The sequence below is a fragment of the Vibrio nigripulchritudo ATCC 27043 genome (assembly GCF_000222685.1).
Lineage (GTDB): Bacteria > Pseudomonadota > Gammaproteobacteria > Enterobacterales > Vibrionaceae > Vibrio > Vibrio nigripulchritudo.
In genome coordinates this window covers 1-17,353 of the sequence record NZ_AFWJ01000190.1, presented here as the reverse complement: position 1 = coordinate 17,353, position 17,353 = coordinate 1, and the positions used below count along the sequence as shown (strand labels likewise).

The window sequence follows — 17,353 nt, the reverse complement described above, 5'->3', positions numbered from 1 at the left end:
TTTTAACTTCGGAAGAGAATCATGACTCAGATCCTTCAAGGCACTCAAATGTTGTTTGTGGCATTCGGTGCACTGGTACTTGTTCCACTGCTTACGGGGTTAGACCCGAGTGTGGCACTATTTGGCGCGGGCGTCGGCACCCTTTTATTCCAGTTTATTACCCGTCGTAGCGTGCCTATTTTCCTTGCTTCGTCTTTCGCGTTTATCGCTCCTATCATGTATGGCGTGCAAACCTGGGGCGTAGCTTCCACAATGGGTGGTTTGATGTGCGCTGGTCTGGTTTACGTCTGCTTAGGTGCGCTGATTAAAGTGCGTGGCGTGGCGATTATTCACAAACTATTGCCACCTGTGGTTGTTGGTCCTGTCATTATGGTGATCGGTCTGGGGCTTGCTCCGGTTGCGGTCAATATGGCGCTGGGTAAAACAGGGGATGGCGCAGTACAGCTTGTGGATGGTAATGCGGCACTGATTATTGCCTCTGCTTCACTGGCAACGACTATTGCCATTAGCGTGTTCGCCAAAGGTTTTCTCAAACTGCTTCCAATCTTTGGCGGTATTGCTGTCGGGTACGCGCTGAGCCTTGCTTACGGCATCGTCGATTTCACTCCGGTTGCTCAGGCGTCTTGGCTATCATTGCCAAACTTCACAACGCCTGAATTCAATATCAATGCCATTCTGTTTATGATTCCTGTCGCCATTGCTCCGGCCGTTGAGCACGTTGGAGACATGCTGGCGATTTCAAACGTTACTGGTAAAGATTATCTGAAAAAGCCCGGATTACATCGCACCATTGCTGGTGACGGTGTAGCCACAATGGCAGCTTCTATGGTTGGTGCGCCACCAAATACCACCTACAGTGAAGTCACAGGTGCAGTTATGCTGACCAAAGCATACAACCCTGTCATCATGACCTGGGCGGCGATCACGGCTATCGTATTGGCACTGGTGGGGAAATTGGGCGCATTGCTTCAAACCATTCCTGTACCGGTTATGGGCGGCATTATGATCTTGCTGTTTGGCTCTATTGCGACAGTGGGTCTGAACACTCTAATTAAAAATCACGTAGACCTGCACAAGTCTCGCAACTTGGTGATTGTGGCGGTGACTCTGGTGTTTGGTATTGGAGGTATGGCGTTTGGCGTGGGCGAATTCAGTCTTCAAGGCGTTAGCCTGTGCGGTATTGTCGCTATTTTGCTGAATCTGATTCTGCCAAAAGACATGGGGCAGACTCCGGCGATTGATAGCGAACAGACCAGTCAAAGCTAAAGAAAAGATGTAATTGAAGAAGCAGCAAACGCTGCTTCTTCAGGTTAACCACCCCTTGTCCATACAGTATTTGACTAACCCAGCCGTCGTTTTAATTTCTAATTTCTTCTTAATCCGTAAACGGTGAGTTTCTACGGTGCGAACACTAATATCGAGCTGATTCGCGATGGATTTGTTACACCGCCCCTCCCCGATCTTAATTAACACGTCCTTTTCTCTTGGCGTAAGGCTGACTCTGCCTGTTTGTTTCTGACTGAATGCCTGAAAAATATGACCGGAAATACTTTGGCTAAAGAAAGTACCGCCGCTGGCAATCACCTCAAGCGCCTTAACCAGTTCGCTCGATGAAATGTCCTTTGAAATGTAGCCACAAGCGCCAGAGCGAATTGCTGACGTGACGTATTCCTCATCTTTGTGCATGCTGAGGATCACCACTTTTGAGCGCGAGTTTTGTTCTTTTAAAGCCTCTAGCACCTCAATCCCAGACATCTTTTCCATTGATATGTCTGTCAGAAGAATATCGGGTCTCATCTTTTGTGTAAGGTGAACCGCTTCCAACCCGTTTTCTGCCTGTCCAATAATTGAAAACTGGCTTTCTTTACCAAGGCACTCGGCAAGTGTGTCCTGAAATAACGTATGATCATCTGCCAGTAAAATCGAGGTCATGCTCTTCCCTTAAATCGCTGTTGCTCAGTGGGAGCATAATTCTGATTTCGGTGCCTTCTTCTGAATCGCTGTTCAATTCAAAATGCCCATCTAACAACGCGATTCTCTCGCGGATATTCTTGAGGCCAATTCCATATTCCGACGCTGAACCTTGGGTATGGGAGGGTTCAAACCCTGCGCCATCATCGGCAATCGTATAGAGTAGGTGCGATTTTTCTTCCTGAAGAACAATGTCTATTGCCTGAGCCTGTGAATACTTTTCTGCATTGCACAGCGCTTCTTGAGTGACCCGATAAAGCGAATGTTCCATGTCGCGAGTAAACAGGGATTCATCGACTTGATATTCAAATACCACCTTGATGCCAGTGCGGCTCTGGAACTCCTTGCACAGGTTATTGATCGCCACGAGTAAACCGAAGTCGTCGAGTAACGAAGGGCGAAGTGCTTTCGATATTCTTCTGACCTCATCCATTGCAAGCTCTAGATTTTCCCGACCCAATTTCACCTGTTCAGCAATCGAGGCTTTTTCGCTGGCATTTTCAATATTGTCGAAGCGAAGTTTTGTCGACACCAGAATCTGATTGATGCCATCGTGCAGCTCTCTGGACACTCGGGCGCGCTCTTCCTCCTGCATATTGATCAGCCGTTTATTTAACTCCTGAAGCTGCCTGTTTGCCCGTTCACTGCGATTGATGTGTATGGCGCTAATCCACCCTGCAACCAGTACACAGATGATGAAAATAAAAATGGACAATTCCACCAGAAATGAACTGATACCGTCTGGTTTTACAATAATCTGAGGCTCACTAGTCGGACTCTCAAATACCACACCGTGGTAGTCCAGTTCCGCTCTTGTCAGTTCAGATACCCGCTGAGAATACTCCTGAGTAAACAACGGGTCTTTCTCCGCATATACGTGAATCAATATATAAAGGATGATCAGGAGAACTGGAATCTGAGAAAGTACAATCGTCCTTCTCTTAAATCGAACTTCATCACTCGTCATACGCCGCCTCCCTACGTAGTACTGCTTACTTTCCATCCATGAAAGTACGCCATCTAAGTACGCTGTCTTACGAATTTTAAAATATTTACATATTTGTAACATGAAAACTCAGACAGAGCTTACAACATGGCACATTGTTATATTCAAGGAGTGAATAATGAAAAAGTACATCGGAAAATCAACGGTAGCGATCGCAGTGACTACAGCACTTTTGGCGCTTCCTGCCCATGCAGATAAGGTATTACTTAAAACACCAGTGGCTATTGGTACCCACCTTCCTGCTTTGGGTACACCGATGAAATGGGTTTCAAAACAGTTGCCTATCGCTTCTGGTGGTTCAGTAAAAATGAAGGTATATGAGCCCGGAAAGCTGGTGGCAGCAAATGAGATTCTCGATGCTGTATCGACAGGAAAAGTGAATGCCGGATACACCACAGCGGGCTACTGGAAAGGGAAGATCCCGGCGGCTCCGTTATTTTCTGCAGTACCTTTCGGACCAGAAGCCCCTGAATACATGGCCTGGCTTTACTTTGGTAACGGAAACAAGCTGTATCAGGAAATGTATGATCAGGCAGGTTACAACGTAAAAGTCCTGCCATGTGCGATTAACTCTCCTGAAACTTCCGGCTGGTTCGCCAAGCCAATCAATAAACCGGAAGATCTAAAAGGTCTCAACATGCGTTTCTTTGGTTTCGGTGCTCAAATCATGGAAAAACTTGGGGTAAGTACGGTTCAGCTTCCGGGTGGAGAGATATTTGGTGCGCTCGAAAAAGGGGCTATTGATGCCACAGAGTTCTCTCAGCCAGCTGTAGACCAGCGTTTAGGCTTCCACAAGATTGTGAAATACAACTACTTCCCTGGCTGGCACCAGCAGTCGACCGTTTGGGAACTGCTTATCAACAAAGATACCTGGAACAAAATGGACGCCAATCAACAAGGCGCGGTTGAAACAGTTTGTATGGCTTCCATGACTTATTCGATGGCAGAAGGTGAATCCCTTCAATACGACGCAATGCTTAAGGCGAAGGAAAGTGGCGTTAAGCAGCTCTACTGGAGTCAGGACATGTTGGATCTGTTTGAAAATACCTGGCTAGACGTAGTTGAAGAGCAGAAGAAAGACCCATTCTTCAACAAGGTCTGGGCAGATCTAACGCAATTCCGCGCCAACTACAAAGTGTGGTCTGACAAAGCATTTTTACCAAGAACTGGTGAGTAATCCCCTTTTTGAAGTACACCCAAATCGCATGAAGAGCGATTTGGGTGAGTTGTATTGGTTTTTGATAAAAAGGCAATTGCAGTGAACCACACTAGAACGTCTCTGCCTGCTCGTACTTCGAACAGGATAGACAAGTTTGTAAAACATTTAAGTTATGGCATCGCCTGGGTATACGTCCTTCTGGTCGTCGTCATTCTGGTTCAGGTCGTGATGAGAAAAGGGTTCTCACATGGTCTGATTGCATTGGAAGAGCTACAGTGGCATCTATATGCTCTGGGCGTCCTATTTGGTCTGGCTTACGCTGAAACCACCAATTCACACGTTCGCGTAGACATCTTATATCAGCACTTTAGCCCAAGAGCGAAAGCCTGGATTGAGATCATTGGCATTTCGTTGTTTCTTTTCCCTTTTGTATTCGTGGTGTTTATTCATTCTCTGGATTTTGTATACGAATCGTGGCGAGTAAGCGAGCGCTCTAACGCGCCATCTGGTCTGCCCTTCCGCTGGCTGATTAAATCAGCTATCCCGCTTGCTGTTACTCTTCTGGCATTAGCTGGTCTCTCTAAAATTCTGCGCTCCTTTGCACAGCTTCAATCTGGAGGGGCTCATGGAAATTAATGAAATACTTATCCTAGCGATGTTCGGGAGTTTTATTTTACTGCTCTTTTTGGGGATTCCCGTCGCATGGGTACTGGGCGGGATTGGGATCATCTTTGCTGGGATTGCTTACTATTCTGACATCTATCTGGACACAGTCACCGGGCTCGATTTTCAAACTCTGGGACTACTGGTCAATCGCCTCTATAAGATCATGGATAACTGGATTCTGGTCGCGCTTCCGATGTTCATATTCATGGGTAACATGCTCGACAAGTCTGGGGTTGCGGACCGTTTAATGCTTTCCATGCAGGCGATGTTTGGCAAGGTTCACGGAGGTCTTGCGATTACCGTTGTGTCCATCGGCATCATCTTGGCTGCTTCTACAGGCATTATTGGCGCTTCGGTTGTTCTACTTGCCATGATGGCGCTGCCGTCTATGTTGAAGCAAGGCTACAACAAACCACTGGCGCTCGGAACCATTGCCTCTGCTGGGTGTTTAGGTATTCTGATTCCACCCTCGATCATGTTGGTGATCATGGCAGATCAGCTGGGGTTGTCAGTGGGTGACTTGTTTATGGCAGCAGTCTTTCCGGGTCTGGCACTTGGTTCCATGTACATCCTATACCTTCTGGCTTATGGCATGTTCAGACCCAAGTCATTGCCACTGCCTGATACCGCAGAAAGAGTCTCCTTTGCGATTGTTTGGCAGGTCATCAAAGCGGTGATCCCTACCCTGCTTCTGATTGTTGCAGTACTGGGCTCTATTTTCGCGGGTATTGCAACCCCTACTGAAGCCTCCGGGGTTGGAGCAGCGGGTGCAACCCTGCTGGCGATTTATTATCGCAAGTTCTCTTTTGCCATTCTTAAGGAAGTCACACTAGAGAGCTACAAGACAACGGCTTACATCTTCGCCATTTTCATTGGTGCGACGTGTTTTTCTTTGGTGTTAAGGGAATTAGAAGGGGATGAATTCATAGAGAGTCTTTTTCAGCAACTGCCATTTGGTCCCTACGGCATAGTGGCATTCATACTCTTGATGGTGTTTCTGTTGGGCTTCTTTCTTGATTGGATCGAAATTACGTTAATCATTCTGCCCCTTCTTGCCCCGGTAGTGGCGGGCTTGGATCTCAATATTGGTGAGTTCGCTGGCATTGATGACTCCACGACGGTCTGGTTCGTGATGCTGGTGGCAATGACTCTCCAGACCAGCTTCTTAACGCCGCCAGTCGGATTTGCTCTGTTTTACTTAAAAGGAGTGTGCCCACCTGAAATCAAGCTATCTGAAATATACAAAGGCGTGGTGCCATTTATCATTCTTCAGCTGATTGCGCTTCTACTGATTCTGTTCTGGCCGAGTGTGGCTCTTTGGCTGCCTTCGGTCGCATACAACTAGGAAGAGAACAGCTTCCAGAGCTTTTAACTCCGCTTGCACCCGAGTTGGTGCTCTTTGTAGGCCCCCAACTGAACAATTCAATTGGGGGTATTTTTATGCGGTTTTGGTAGAGCCTAGTGGCTCTAAATTGGAAAAGGAGACGAGGTTATTTAGTACCAAAAATCTTGTCACCCGCATCACCCAAGCCTGGGACAATGTAACCTTTGTCGTTCAGCTTCTCGTCGATGGCAGCCGTGTAAAGCTCAACGTCTGGGTGTGCTTTTTTCAGTGCTTCGATGCCTTCTGGCGCTGCAACCAGAACCAGAACTTTAATTGCCTTACAGCCTTTTTCTTTCAGAAGGTCGATAGTGGCGATCATCGAACCACCGGTTGCCAGCATTGGGTCAACAACCAGGGCAATACGCTCATCGATGTTGGATGCAAGCTTGTTGAAGTATGGTACAGGCTCCAGTGTTTCCTCATCTCGGTAAATACCGACGACACTGATACGCGCACTAGGCATGTGCTCTAGTACACCGTCCATCATACCCAGACCTGCACGAAGGATTGGTACCACGGTGACCTTCTTACCTTTAATTTGATCAACTTCTACCGGACCATTCCAACCTTCAATGGTGACGCGCTCCATTTCGAAATCCGCGGTTGCTTCGTAAGTAAGCAGGCTGCCTACCTCAGTAGCGAGCTCACGAAAACGTTTAGTGCTGATGTCACCTTCTCGCATTAAACCCAGTTTGTGTTTAACTAACGGGTGTTTTACTTCAACAACTTTCATTTCCAACTCCGACAATTTTTAAATAAACCTTGGGATTATACCGAACTGGTCGGAATAGTTACAGAGCTGCATCTCTTTTCCCTCCAACCCTAATTGACCGAAAAATCAATCACTATCCAGCCTTTACTGGGCTTGATTTAAGCGACAAAAACGTGAAGAAAAAAAACTGCGCAAACGTTTTCCTTTTCCTTTCAACCCCTGTTAGAATAGCGCCGTTTTTCACATCCAACCTATGACGAGGACATCCCCGTGAGTGGTAACAACTCTTCTCTTAGTTATAAAGACGCTGGTGTAGATATTGATGCTGGTAATGCTCTGGTAGACCGAATTAAAGGTGTGGTTAAGCGCACTCGTCGCCCTGAAGTAATGGGCGGAATCGGTGGCTTTGGCGCACTTTGCGAATTGCCAACAAAATACAACGAACCAGTGCTTGTATCTGGCACAGATGGCGTGGGCACAAAGCTTCGCCTTGCATTGGATATGAAAAAACACGACACCATTGGTATCGACTTGGTTGCTATGTGTGTGAACGACCTTATCGTTCAAGGCGCTGAGCCTCTGTTCTTCCTGGACTACTACGCAACAGGTAAGCTGGACGTAGACACAGCAGCAGACGTTGTTGCTGGTATCGGTGAAGGCTGTGTACAAGCAGGCTGTGCGCTGATTGGCGGTGAAACTGCTGAAATGCCGGGCATGTACGAAGGCGAAGATTACGATGTTGCTGGCTTCTGTGTTGGTGTCGTAGAAAAATCTGAAGTAATCGACGGTACGAAAGTTGCGGCTGGCGATGCACTGATTGCTGTCGGTTCTAGCGGTCCTCACTCAAACGGTTACTCTCTGATCCGTAAGATTCTTGAAGTTTCAAATGCCGATTTGAACGAAGAGCTGAACGGTCGCACGATTGGCGAGCAATTGCTTGAGCCAACCAAAATTTACATCAAATCAGCACTTAAGATGATTGCAGAGCATGACATCCATGCTATCTCTCACATCACAGGTGGTGGTTTCTGGGAAAACATCCCACGCGTTCTACCTGAAGGCACTAAAGCCGTTGTCGATGGCAACAGCTGGGAATGGCCGGCAATTTTCTCTTGGCTACAAGAAAAAGGTAACGTTGAAACACACGAAATGTACCGCACATTCAACTGTGGTGTTGGTCTGATTGTTGCGCTACCAAAAGACCAGGCTGATGCAGCGGTTGAGCTGTTGAAAGCCGAAGGCGAAAACGCTTGGGTTATCGGTGAAATCGCATCGGCTGAAGCTGGTGAAGAGCAAGTAGAGATTCGCTAAGCAATGAAAAACATCGTTGTCTTAATTTCCGGTAATGGCAGTAATCTTCAGGCAGTGATTGATGCCTGTGAAAATCAGAGCATTGACGGAAAAATTAGCGCGGTTTTTTCCAACAAGGCTGACGCTTACGGGCTGGAAAGAGCGACACAGAGTGGGATTGATGCTCACTCTGTGAACCCCAAGGAATTTGAATCTCGCGAGCTGTTTGATTTGGCTTTAATGGCTGAAATCGATAAGTATCAGCCGGATTTGATCATTCTCGCTGGCTACATGCGTATTTTGAGCGAAGAGTTTGTTCGCCACTACATGGGCAAGATGATTAACATCCACCCATCTCTGTTGCCGAAGTACCCTGGGTTGCATACCCACCAGCGCGCTATAGATGCGGGGGATTCTGAACACGGCACCAGCGTGCACTTTGTGACAGAAGAACTCGACGGCGGTCCTGTTATTCTTCAGGCAAAAGTACCGGTGTTTGAGCAAGATGACGCATCAGAACTGGCGTCTCGAGTGCAAACTCAGGAACATCGAATCTACCCTCTGGTAGCGCAATGGTTTGTTTCCGGTCGACTGAAAATGGAATCTGGAAAAGCCGTGCTGGATGGAAACGTCCTAGGTGAATTCGGATACGCTGAAGAATAGTTTCAGACGAATGAAAAAAGGTGGCCATCTGGTCACCTTTTTTGTATCTTAATCTCAGCTTTAATGGCGTTGAGGCACTATTCCAGTGGCTCAGTTGGTGCCTGACATCTTGGTTTTGCTTCCGCATACGGAACATGCTCTAACGCATCGTGATTGCCATCTATCAGCTCACCAAAGTGGAAGATGTTGTACTCTCCCGGTTTCATTCGAAACCATTCTTCGTTGTCTGTTAAAGGCTGTGTCGCAATCACAGTCACAATGTCATTCGGTGTGGTTTCTTGCTGGAAATCGATGGTGACGTCTTCGTCAATCAGACTGGCTTCTCCAAATGGTGCACGTCTGGTTATCCAATACAGATGATTGGTGCAGTACGTCATCACATATTCACCATCACTCAATAGCATGTTGAATACCCCGAGTTCTCTCAGTTCGTCACAACATTCCGCTATGTATCGGAAAACGCCGACCATGTCCTGCGGCGGTTCTGGGTATCGTTCCTGTAATCGGTTAAGTAACCAGCAAAAAGACAGTTCACTGTCTGTTTCGCCCACTGGACGAGTTGACCCCGAATGTAAACCATCATAACCAGTCAGCTGACCGTTGTGCGCAAAAGTCCAGTAACGCCCCCAAAGCTCTCTGGTAAAAGGATGCGTATTTTCTAGATTCACCCCTCCCCGATTCGCTTGTCGAATGTGGCTGATTACGGCCTTACTTTTGATCGGATAATTCTGCACCAGTTCTGCAATTTTCGATCTGCAGCTGGGTTTCGGATCTTTAAACGTCCGAAACCCTTTTCCTTCGTAAAAGGTGATCCCCCAACCATCGCGGTGAGGACCTGTATTCCCGCCTCTTTGCATCAGCCCCGTGAAGCTGAAACAAATATCCGTTGGCACATTGGCGCTCATTCCGAGCAATTCGCACATAAGTCGTGGTACTCCTATTCCATCTCTTTTTCGATGAGCTGGATAACAATATGAATAATTTTGATGTGTATTTCTTGAATACGGTCAGCGTAACCAAAATGCGGAACGCGAATTTCAATATCCGCAAGACCAGCCATTTTTCCACCATCTTTACCCGTCAGACCAATGGTTTTCATGCCTTTGGCTTTTGCCGCGTCAATCGCTTTAAGAATATTGCCTGAATTTCCAGAAGTGGAAAGACCAAACAGAACATCGCCCTTCGAACCTACCGCTTCGACATAACGAGAAAACACAGACTCGTAGCCAAAATCATTACTAACACAAGAAAGGTGGCTTGGATCTGAAATCGCAATACCTGGGTAACCCGGACGGTTTTCGCGGTAGCGACCCGTTAGCTCTTCTGCAAAATGCATCGCATCACAATGGGAGCCGCCATTACCGCATGACAAAACTTTACCGCCTTGCTTAAAAGAATCGGCAATCATCTTTGCCGCTTTTTCTATCTGCTCAATATTTTCCTGGTCACTTAAAAATGCGTTCAGGACTTCGGCAGCTTCTTGCAGTTCATTTTTTATAAGGTCTTGGTACATGGTTATCTCTGAATAGTTGTTTTGCTTTCAGCCTTCCATTGTGGAGAGCCAACCTTTTTCTTATACCTGAGGAATCTGTTTTCATACCGCGTCGCAATCAACGTTCGTATGAGTATCTATGAGTTTACTTATTATTGAATTCCTGTCGATAGCCGAGCGCAGAATCCCTTCAATTGATGGCAGAAATTTTAGCTCAAAAACGGATTGGGCAATCCCTCACCAAATCGCGATCAAATCTTGAGCAAGAATCCAATTTACATACTGGTAACAAGTGAGTTACAATCAAAATTAACTGGTATGACCTCTTACCTGAATAAGGCAGAAAACTGTCATTAAAAAGGATAATAATTATGGATATCTTGCTCTCTACTATCGCTCTGGCACTGGCCGTCGGGCTAGTGCTCTATCACCGGGCATCGTTGATACAATCTCTCTTACTCGTTGGTGCCACTCTCTTGGCAACCACATTGCTTGGTGCTACCGGAGGAACAGCCTGGCTGATCTACATCGTGATTTGTGCAGTCATTGGCGTTCCTGCCATCCGACAGTCACTGTTCAGTGCTAAAGCCTTAACGTTTTTCAGGAAAGTGCTTCCTGCTATGTCTCAAACGGAAAAGGAAGCTTTAGATGCAGGTACAGTATGGTGGGAAGCAGAACTATTCAAAGGCAAACCAGACTGGCGAAAATTGCAATCCATCCCAACTCCGAAATTAACTGCCGAAGAACAGGCATTTCTTGATGGTCCAGTTAACGAAGTCTGTAAGATGACCAGTGACTTTCAGGTTACACACGAACTAGCGGACCTCCCTCCTGAAGTCTGGCAGTACCTGAAAGACAACAAATTCTTCGCCATGATCATCAAGAAAAAATACGGCGGTCTGGAATTTTCTGCCTACGCTCAATCCTTAGTACTTCAAAAACTGACCGGCGTATCCGGTGTACTTTCCTCTACAGTAGGCGTTCCAAACTCATTGGGTCCGGGTGAACTGTTACAACACTATGGGACTGAAGAACAAAAGAACCATTATCTGCCTCGTCTTGCTGTAGGTAAGGAGATCCCATGTTTTGCCCTGACGAGCCCAGAAGCGGGTTCAGATGCGGGGTCGATTCCTGATTACGGCATTGTTTGTAAAGGGGAATGGGAAGGCAAAGAAGTATTAGGTATGCGCCTGACCTGGAACAAGCGCTACATTACCCTAGCTCCTGTAGCGACCGTGCTGGGGCTGGCATTTAAACTGCGTGACCCAGAAGGTCTGCTGGGTGATACCGAAGAACTGGGTATTACCTGTGCCCTGATTCCAACCGATATCGACGGAGTGGAAATTGGTCGTCGCCATTTCCCTCTTAATGTGCCGTTCCAGAATGGTCCTACCAAAGGACAAGATGTGTTTGTTCCAATGGACTTCATCATTGGCGGCCCCAAAATGGCAGGACAAGGCTGGCGTATGCTGGTTGAATGTCTGAGCGTTGGTCGCGGAATTACTCTTCCTTCTAACTCAACGGGCGGTATTAAAACGGCTGCCTTGGCGACTGGCGCATACGCTCGTATTCGTCGTCAGTTTAAACAGCCTATTGGTCACATGGAAGGCATCGAAGAGCCATTGGCACGTCTAGGCGGAAATGCGTACGTGATGGATGCTGCAAGTGCCCTGACCGTAGCAGGTATCGATATGGGTGAAAAACCCTCAGTGATTTCTGCCATCGTGAAATACCACTGTACTCATCGTGGGCAGAAAAGCATCATTGACGCTATGGACATCGTAGGCGGTAAAGGCATTTGCATGGGCCCTTCCAACTTCCTTGCCCGTGGCTATCAGGGAGCACCTATTGCGGTAACCGTAGAAGGGGCGAACATACTGACACGTTCAATGATCATTTACGGTCAGGGCGCGATCCGTTGTCATCCATTTGTGCTTCAGGAAATGAACGCGGCGCACTCTGACAAATCAGATGCTCTGGACCAGTTTGATAAAGCGCTGATGGGGCATATCGGCTTTACGATGAGCAACTTTGCCCGCAGCTTATGGCTTGGCTTAACGGATGGTTGGGGATCTGAAAGCCCAACGAGCGACAAGACACGTCGCTACTACCAGCAGCTCAATCGCTACAGTGCCAACATGGCACTTCTATCTGATGTTTCCATGGCAATTTTAGGCGGATCGCTCAAGCGTAAAGAGCGTTTGAGTGCGAGGCTTGGAGACATTCTGAGCCAGCTTTATCTTGCCAGTGCAACACTAAAGCGTTTTGAAACAGAAGGAAGAAAGGCGGAAGATCTTCCGCTACTCGACTGGGGTATGCAAGATGCCTTGATTCAGACGGAAACCGCTATTGACGAGTTCTTGGCGAACTTCCCTAGCCCTTGGGTTGGACGAGTGTTGCGCCTGGTAATTTTGCCATTTGGACGTGTACGAAAATCACCTTCGGACAATCTGGACCACAAGGTTGCTGCATTATTACAGGAGCCAAGTGAAACTCGCTCACGCATCGGACGCAATCAATACCTGTTGCCCACAGAAAACAATCCAGCTGGAAAATTGGAACTCGCATTAGAAACCATTCTTCAAGCTGAGCCTGTTTTTAATAAAATCTGTAAAATCCATCGGCCAGAAAAAGCCGTTCATGCAATTAAATAAAGTGGCTGAAATTGGCATTGAGAATAATATTATTTCTCGCGAAGAAGCCGATTTATTAGTACTTGCTGAAAAACTTAGATTAGAAACTATCAATGTGGACGATTTCGACTTTAACGCTTTAGCAGCTCAATACGAAATTCACTCAAAAATGGATGAAGTTGCGTAGCCTTAAACAGGCAAGCTAAGTATTAGGAGCACTACCTGTGTTCCTAATACTTATTTAAACATGCACTTAGGTGACTCCAAAAATTTTCTCAAACTTGAGACATAAACTATCAGTCTCAAAATTAATACAAAAGAGCAATAGAGATCTTCCTCCAAACAATCCACAATCCCCTCGACAAAAATTTACATCACCTACGGCGTATTTGAGTTTAAAGTCAGCCTCAAAATAATGGTGATGAATAACAATTTAATTATTCTGAGCTTATATTCACTTCCTTTTAATATTTAGGATGCGGGACGTTCTTACTCTCAAACAAATAAAAAAGTGAATTCTAAATAAGCGAAGACTTATTTTAAATCAGTAGTTAAAGCGAAAGTTGTTTATTTAATTCATTAGCTCTCAGAGGGAAGAGAATAATGCTAAGAACTCCATTAGTGCTATCTGCCGTTGTACTTGGTTTGGGCGTTCAAGCGCCAGTCCAAGCAACAACATCATCGGCACAAGAGCCTGCAAAAGCATGTATCGTAAGCCGCGATACGGGTGCTAAATACTGCCTGCAAGCCGGGCAACGCTCTGGTTATTCATTGCCATCTTATATTCGTGGTCACGACGTTGACGTTATTGCACCAGAAGGACTGGGTGTAATGCTGAGTGACTGGGATAACCTTTCATACAACCGTTTAGCCGTTTTTGAACGCCATACTCACAATGAAGCGATGGAACACGTTTTAGCCCGTAACGGGCAGTACCTCGACTTCTCAAACCCACGTTCTATGCGAGTAGTGAGCACAGCTAAACCAGACGAAGCATGTATCGTTAGCCGTCAGACTGGTGCAGAGTACTGCCTTAAAGCCGGTCAACGCTCTGGATACTCGCTGCCTTACTACATTCGTGGTCATCAGGTTGATGTGATTGCCCCTGAAGGCTTAGCCGTTATGCTGAGCGACTGGGACAACCTGTCTTACAACCGTCTGGCCGTGTTTACAAAAGACACCAATAATGAAGATATGAAGAACGTTCGAGCTTACAACGGACGTTATCTTGATTTCTCACACCCACGCTCTATGCGCGTTTTGTCTCGCGCGACCATTCCTACTAATAAACAGCTGATTCAAGACTTCAACGACTTTACTGATCAGTATGACCGCGGTTCATGGGGTCTTGTCGAATTCGATAACAATGGTCAGCCTGTTACTGAAGACGACAAGAACACGTTTGTAGAAGGTCGTGAGATCCTGTTCCAGGTGAAATGGACAGAGCGTACTCTGCGCAAACTGTTGAGTGATGAAAGTTTTGAAACGTTGAAAACCAGCATCGGCGTCGACAAAATTCGTGAGCTCGTTGAAGACTACTGCCCGGCAAGACTCGAAGTAGGTACACACCGTACCTATGGCAGACACTTTGCTGCTGGACATACGTCTGAGCTGGATTCAGGTAACTACCACTGTCAGCGTGGCACATCGATTTACGTTGATGGAACCAGCTACCCACTGAACTTCTCTGGTCGCCAGGCTTCAACTGTGATCATCGAAAGCTTCTTGCCAACCGTTCCTGGTGCGACCTACGAACTGGACGTGGATTACCAAAAACGTAACTACAGCACCAACATCAACCCAGATCAGGCTTATCGTGAGCTGGTTGCCACAACGGCGGGTGATATTGAGAGCGTGACTGTTTCTGGTATTCCTGAAATCGAGCACGATAGCCACACTTCATATCTGCCAATTCTTCCGACTGTTAACGGACTAGACGATGTTTACACTCTGACTCAGGTGTTCAACATGTCTGATACGGGTATTGGTCAGAACGGTAGCCCAGTGGGTTACACCTTCACACTGCCTTCGGATTCATTCTCGGTTTCAGTAGAAGACGATGACAATCTGCTTGAAGACAACAATGGTTCGAACAACGTTGTAGGTTCACAGTCTCTTGACCCAACTAAACAGCGTTTGGCTGTGGCATTTGGTGCTTTCAACAAAGGCGCTTACATTCACTCCCGCGCTTTCCAAAACGTGTACAACCTGACAACAGGTCAGGCGGGTCGCGTTTATCAAATCCGTGTTTCTAACACTTACGACCCAGCCACTGGTGCAATCGCCAACGGCATAACTCACTGGGCATTCACCAACGATTTTATCGCTCGTAAAGGTGACAGAATCAAACTGACCAGTAACTTTAGTGCTGGCGGTAACGTAAGCTTTGATAAGCTTTATGCCTCAAGTGAAGCTCAGAATGAAGGGTTTAAAGCGGCTAAGATCACCTTCACGGCGGATCGTTTCTTTACCCCTATTTCGCTAAAAGATACTGGTCACCCAGACTCTTACGGTATTTTGGTCACTAAAGTTGTGTCAGACGAAACCAAAGCGAACCCGTTTGAAGTGGCGTGTCAGATGTTCCACCCGGATGATCTGGATCTTCAGAAAGAGTGTTTAACATCCACAGGCGCACCTACCCCAGTACCTGAGTCTTGTGACCTGAGCATTGATTCTGCTCTGGGTAACTTTGTGGTAAACAAAGCAGGTTTCCGTTTAGAAAACGAACCTTTCCGTTACGACCCACAAAACATCTTCCACCACAAAAACTACTACTCTGTAGGTAAAAGTGGTTACTCAACTCTGAATCTGGCTTACAACGGTGTCTATGCTGGTTGTGACATTCAGGATAAGACGTTGTCTCTTGAAGAATTCACAGGAAATAACTGGGATTACCAGCGCTATGCAGAGCAAGGGTTGATCAAGGTACTACTGGCTTGTGAACAAGATGATGAAACTGTGCTGAACTGGGAAACTCTGGAAACCACATTCCCAGACAACCTGTTGATCACTGCACATAAGATCAACAAGACGTTTAATGATGACAAGTACGCCAGCTGTAAGCTACGCGCTATCCGCTTCGTCGATCGCACTCACAAGATCCCGTCTTATCAGTCTGGGTACGATCAAAACAGTGACGGTTTCGAAATTCGCAACCTGAAACTGACCGACTAAGCCGACCCGGCTTTATCGGTAACATTGGATTTTCGGAAACATTGAAAGTTAAAAGGGTCTGACCATACGGTCAGACCCTTTTTTAATTTGTTGGTTAACTTTTTATTTATCCCGGGAACAAGTTGTTTAGATTAACTCTTCGGCGGCATGGAGAGCTGCATCTCAGGAATTTGAGCTCTTTGCATTCGAACCTTGCGAAGCACAAACCAGATAACAATACCCAGAATAATGGCGATCAGGTTACCAATCAGAATGATCATCATCCCTTTAAAACGCTCGTCTTCACGCTCTTTTTCACGCATCGCCTGTTCTTCAAGCATCCGCTTTTCTTCTTGCTCTTTCTTGTAAGCTTCCATAGAAGCCTCAACATCAACTTTTTCCACGACACTGAAAGACTGTTCTGCCAGCGGGAAAATTAACTCTCGCCCAGTGGCAGTTTCCGTTGCGTAAGCAATGCCTGCCCAAGTATGTTTTCCGGGCATGGCATTATTTGGCAGTCCGAAGTTTGCCTTAACGCCATCTTGTTCAGACTGACCCTGAGTGACCATCTCCTTCCCTTCAGGAGATGTCTGATGAATCGTAACAGCAACCGATCCAGGCTCAATTGCCCCTTCTTCACCCGTCACATTGATGGAGTGCTCCAGTTTTTCACTTCGCGCCTGAATAAACTGAGTCGAAATCGGTGTCGGATAGACCAATATCGTCTGTTCAATGGTTCTTAGGAAAACCCCATTTCCAGATGTAATTCGTGCTCGATATTTTCCGGGTTCAATCTGGATGGGAAGTTCGACTGTGAAAACACCGTCTGCAGGGTATTCATCCAGCCCCTGCCCGTTGTCTTCAAAATCTCCCATTACCTGAGGCTTGGGTTTGGCATCGGCACTGAGCGTTTCTTCGTTTTCGACATATTTAGTGAAAGTAACTTTTAGATTCACCCGATCCAAAAAATCTCTGAGAACCAAAGGTTTCTCATCATGTTGCAATCGGGCGGTAAACTTAAGACTTTCGCCAAGGTAAAGACGCTGAGGAAAACGATCCACACTTAACTGAAGATTAGAAAGAATTTTGATGTTGTTCTGCGGATGCACTTTACCCACCGCCTGCCATGGACCCGGCATCGGGTTGTCGATGGAAATGATGTCCATACCAGACTCTTCGTACCAGCGAACATTTTCCGGATGATTCCAGGCGTAATACTTGCTG

General features: G+C 46.6%; 13 protein-coding genes and 1 pseudogene. 8 read left to right on the top strand and 6 right to left on the bottom strand.

What is annotated here, in order from left to right; all coding sequences use genetic code 11:
• The first annotated feature begins 21 nt into the window (after window positions 1-21).
• Window positions 22-1,266, top strand: a complete 1,245-nt coding sequence (locus RH89_RS14685) for a uracil-xanthine permease family protein (RefSeq protein WP_004403433.1) — start codon at window positions 22-24, stop codon at window positions 1,264-1,266.
• Between the two features lie 39 nt (window positions 1,267-1,305).
• On the opposite strand, the gene RH89_RS14680 is transcribed toward RH89_RS14685, so the two are convergent.
• Together RH89_RS14680 and RH89_RS14675 are read right to left on the bottom strand one after the other, a co-directional pair.
• Window positions 1,306-1,932, bottom strand: a complete 627-nt coding sequence (locus tag RH89_RS14680) for a response regulator (protein ID WP_004403432.1) — start codon at window positions 1,930-1,932, stop codon at window positions 1,306-1,308.
• On the bottom strand, window positions 1,907-2,938 hold the full coding sequence (locus tag RH89_RS14675) for a sensor histidine kinase (RefSeq protein ID WP_004403430.1): 1,032 nt from the start codon (window positions 2,936-2,938) through the stop codon (window positions 1,907-1,909). The genes RH89_RS14680 and RH89_RS14675 overlap by 26 nt, the downstream gene beginning before the upstream one ends.
• Window positions 2,939-3,095: 157 nt before the next feature.
• On the opposite strand from RH89_RS14675, the gene RH89_RS14670 reads away from it, so the two are divergent.
• The 3 genes from RH89_RS14670 to RH89_RS14660 all read left to right on the top strand — a co-directional run bounded on the left by RH89_RS14670 (window position 3,096) and on the right by RH89_RS14660 (window position 6,147).
• The gene (locus tag RH89_RS14670) at window positions 3,096-4,154 is read left to right on the top strand and encodes a TRAP transporter substrate-binding protein (RefSeq protein WP_004403429.1); all 1,059 of its coding nucleotides are present in this window, start codon (window positions 3,096-3,098) and stop codon (window positions 4,152-4,154) included.
• Window positions 4,155-4,235: 81 nt separating this feature from the next.
• Complete coding sequence (locus tag RH89_RS14665) at window positions 4,236-4,772, top strand: TRAP transporter small permease subunit (RefSeq protein ID WP_038146171.1); 537 nt, start codon at window positions 4,236-4,238, stop codon at window positions 4,770-4,772.
• On the top strand, window positions 4,762-6,147 hold the full coding sequence (locus tag RH89_RS14660) for a TRAP transporter large permease (protein WP_004403427.1): 1,386 nt from the start codon (window positions 4,762-4,764) through the stop codon (window positions 6,145-6,147). Before RH89_RS14665 ends, RH89_RS14660 begins: the two co-directional genes overlap by 11 nt.
• 145 nt (window positions 6,148-6,292) lie before the next feature.
• On the opposite strand, the gene upp is transcribed toward RH89_RS14660, so the two are convergent.
• On the bottom strand, window positions 6,293-6,919 hold the full coding sequence (gene upp / locus RH89_RS14655) for a uracil phosphoribosyltransferase (RefSeq protein WP_004403426.1): 627 nt from the start codon (window positions 6,917-6,919) through the stop codon (window positions 6,293-6,295).
• 249 nt (window positions 6,920-7,168) lie between these two features.
• Here upp and purM point away from each other — a divergent pair, with 249 nt between their 5' ends.
• Both purM and purN read left to right on the top strand, forming a co-directional pair.
• The gene (purM, locus tag RH89_RS14650; protein ID WP_004403425.1) at window positions 7,169-8,209 is read left to right on the top strand and encodes a phosphoribosylformylglycinamidine cyclo-ligase; all 1,041 of its coding nucleotides are present in this window, start codon (window positions 7,169-7,171) and stop codon (window positions 8,207-8,209) included.
• 3 nt (window positions 8,210-8,212) lie between these two features.
• Window positions 8,213-8,851, top strand: a complete 639-nt coding sequence (purN, locus tag RH89_RS14645) for a phosphoribosylglycinamide formyltransferase (protein WP_004403424.1) — start codon at window positions 8,213-8,215, stop codon at window positions 8,849-8,851.
• Window positions 8,852-8,928: 77 nt separating this feature from the next.
• Here the strand turns inward: purN and RH89_RS14640 are convergent, their stop codons facing one another.
• Both RH89_RS14640 and lpcA read right to left on the bottom strand, forming a co-directional pair.
• Window positions 8,929-9,774 carry a class II glutamine amidotransferase gene (locus RH89_RS14640; RefSeq protein WP_004403423.1) on the bottom strand — a complete coding sequence of 282 codons (846 nt, stop codon included), beginning with the start codon at window positions 9,772-9,774 and terminating at the stop codon, window positions 8,929-8,931.
• 14 nt (window positions 9,775-9,788) lie between these two features.
• On the bottom strand, window positions 9,789-10,364 hold the full coding sequence (gene lpcA / locus RH89_RS14635; RefSeq protein WP_004403421.1) for a D-sedoheptulose 7-phosphate isomerase: 576 nt from the start codon (window positions 10,362-10,364) through the stop codon (window positions 9,789-9,791).
• Between the two features lie 350 nt (window positions 10,365-10,714).
• Here lpcA and fadE point away from each other — a divergent pair.
• Both fadE and RH89_RS30375 read left to right on the top strand, forming a co-directional pair.
• A pseudogene (gene fadE, locus RH89_RS14630) lies at window positions 10,715-13,163 on the top strand (acyl-CoA dehydrogenase FadE).
• Between the two features lie 416 nt (window positions 13,164-13,579).
• Window positions 13,580-16,150, top strand: a complete 2,571-nt coding sequence (locus RH89_RS30375; RefSeq protein WP_004403414.1) for a hypothetical protein — start codon at window positions 13,580-13,582, stop codon at window positions 16,148-16,150.
• 131 nt (window positions 16,151-16,281) lie between these two features.
• On the opposite strand, the gene RH89_RS14620 is transcribed toward RH89_RS30375, so the two are convergent.
• Window positions 16,282-17,353: TIGR03503 family protein (locus RH89_RS14620; protein ID WP_004403413.1), on the bottom strand; the 1,072-nt coding region annotated here is incomplete at its 5' end.

Excerpts from the sequence above, each read along its gene's own strand:
- RH89_RS14660 (WP_004403427.1), top strand. The coding sequence starts at position 4,762 with ATGGAAATTAATGAAATACTTATCCTAGCGATGTTCGGGAGTTTTATT.
- RH89_RS14640 (WP_004403423.1), bottom strand. The coding sequence starts at position 9,774 with ATGTGCGAATTGCTCGGAATGAGCGCCAATGTGCCAACGGATATTTGT.
- lpcA (WP_004403421.1), bottom strand. The coding sequence starts at position 10,364 with ATGTACCAAGACCTTATAAAAAATGAACTGCAAGAAGCTGCCGAAGTC.
- RH89_RS14685 (WP_004403433.1), top strand. The coding sequence starts at position 22 with ATGACTCAGATCCTTCAAGGCACTCAAATGTTGTTTGTGGCATTCGGT.
- RH89_RS14680 (WP_004403432.1), bottom strand. The coding sequence starts at position 1,932 with ATGACCTCGATTTTACTGGCAGATGATCATACGTTATTTCAGGACACA.
- upp (WP_004403426.1), bottom strand. The coding sequence starts at position 6,919 with ATGAAAGTTGTTGAAGTAAAACACCCGTTAGTTAAACACAAACTGGGT.
- RH89_RS30375 (WP_004403414.1), top strand. The coding sequence starts at position 13,580 with ATGCTAAGAACTCCATTAGTGCTATCTGCCGTTGTACTTGGTTTGGGC.
- purN (WP_004403424.1), top strand. The coding sequence starts at position 8,213 with ATGAAAAACATCGTTGTCTTAATTTCCGGTAATGGCAGTAATCTTCAG.
- RH89_RS14670 (WP_004403429.1), top strand. The coding sequence starts at position 3,096 with ATGAAAAAGTACATCGGAAAATCAACGGTAGCGATCGCAGTGACTACA.
- RH89_RS14675 (WP_004403430.1), bottom strand. The coding sequence starts at position 2,938 with ATGACGAGTGATGAAGTTCGATTTAAGAGAAGGACGATTGTACTTTCT.